Origin of the sequence: Inhella sp., from assembly GCF_041912635.1 — a bacterium.
In the GTDB taxonomy this organism is placed as follows: domain Bacteria; phylum Pseudomonadota; class Gammaproteobacteria; order Burkholderiales; family Burkholderiaceae_C; genus Inhella.
In genome coordinates, this window is the sequence record NZ_JAYRMO010000070.1 from 1 (window position 1) to 1835 (window position 1835).

Annotated in this window: 2 protein-coding genes; both read left to right on the plus strand. The window is 66.7% G+C overall.

What is annotated here, in order from left to right:
• On the plus strand, positions 1–259 hold a 259-nt coding region (locus ACE3QP_RS21680), incomplete at its 5' end, for a TOBE domain-containing protein (protein WP_374439151.1).
• Positions 260–432: 173 nt separating this feature from the next.
• On the plus strand, positions 433–1737 hold the full coding sequence (locus ACE3QP_RS21685) for a SpoIIE family protein phosphatase (protein ID WP_374439153.1): 1305 nt from the start codon (positions 433–435) through the stop codon (positions 1735–1737).
• Positions 1738–1835 lie beyond the last annotated feature (98 nt).

The following is a 1835-nucleotide window of genomic DNA, read 5'->3' on the forward strand; positions in this document are numbered from 1 at the left end:
GCCCTCGCGCTACCCCGGCGGGGCCTGCGACGTGCTGCTGCGCGCCGACGACATCGTGCACGACGACGCAGCCCCCGCGCAGGCGCAGATCGTGCGCAAGGCATTTCGCGGCTCGGAATTCCTGTACACGCTGCGCATGGACAACGGCCAGATGCTGCTGGCCCATGTACCCAGCCACCACGACCACGCCATCGGCGAATGGATAGGCATCCGTCCCCAGGTGAACCATGTGGTGACCTTCGAGCGCAGCAGCTCATAGAAAAAATCGGCTCCAGCGCTTATCCAACAAGCGTTAGCAGCTATATTTTTTTATAGCACCCTGCCGGACCAGCGCTGGCCCGCACCGCGGCAGCCCCCATGGTCGGCGGGGACGTCATGGCGCCGTCATGGCGCTTGCCCAGAATGGATTGCATCTGGTTACAGGTTGCCTCCATGAATTCTTTGGAACGCCTTTATGAATCGCTCGCCGCAGGCGCAACCGACAAGCGCCACGCGCACGCTGCACTGGCCACGCGCGCCGAGCATTTGACCGCACCCGCCGAACCTGTCACGCCCGAGCACACCAACGACGACGTGTGCCAGCTCTTTGCCCAGAACGAGGTGCAGGAGACCCTGGCCGTGGTGGAAAACGGCCAGCCCATCGGGCTCATCAACCGCCACATCTTCATGGAGCAGTACGCACGCCCGTTCGCGCGCGATGTGTTCGGGCGCAAGAGCTGCATTGCCTTCATGGACAAAAGCCCGGTGATCGTGGACCGGGGCCTGCCCATCGAGACGCTGGTCAGGGCCGCCGTCGAAGCGGGCACACGCGTGCTCAAGGACGGCTTCATCACCACCGCCGAGGGCCAGTACCTGGGCCTGGGCACGGGCTATGCACTGATGAAGGCCATGTCCGACATCGAGGCCGAAAAGACGCGCCAGCTGCTCTCCAGCATTGGCTATGCCAGCCTGATCCAGCGCTCGCACCTGGCCGAGTCCGACCTGGCGCTGCGCGAAGGGCTGCCCGACCACGCCCTGCTGTGGCAGCCGCGCGATGTGGTCGGCGGCGACGCCTACTTCTTCCGCCGTACGGCAGCAGGCCTGGTGGGCTGCGTGTTCGACTGCACGGGCCACGGCGTGCCGGGCGCGTTCATGACGCTGATTGCGCTGTCCTTTCTGGAACAGACCGTCACCCCGGAGTGCGAGAGCTTCGACCCCGGCGCCACACTGGGCGCCATGAACCGCTACATCAAGCGCGTGCTGCAGCAGCGCCAGTGCGAGGGCGACAGCAGCTACGGCAGCAGCAGCCGCCCGTCCAACGATGGGCTGGACGCTGCGCTGTTCCTGCTGGCGCCCGATGGCGCTTCGCTGCAGTTTGCCTCGGCCCGGCTGCACCTGCTGATTGCGCCCGACGATGGCAGCGCGCTGCGCACCATCGACGGCGACCGCGACGGCATCGGTTACGCCGATACCGCCGACGACCAGGCCTGGACCACGCAGCAGGTGGCGCTGGGCGGCCCCAGCCTGCTGGTGATTCCCACCGACGGCGTGATCGACCAGATCGGCGGGCCGCGCCAGATCGCCCACGGCAAGCGGCGGCTGGTGCAGTTCATGGAGCAGCGGCGCGGCGTGAGCGCGCGCGCCCTGTGCGCCGAGTTTGCCGAACACTTCCACCAATGGCAGGGCCTGGAGCGGCGCCGCGACGACGTGTCGTTACTGGCCTTCCGCTGCGGCGCACCCGCGCAGGAGCAGGCATGAGTCCGCAGGAGTTCGAACGCTTCCAGCACAACTCGCAAGACTGCGGCGTGCTGTTGTACTACGCAGGCGAATTCACGCCCGCGATGATTGCTGCGGCG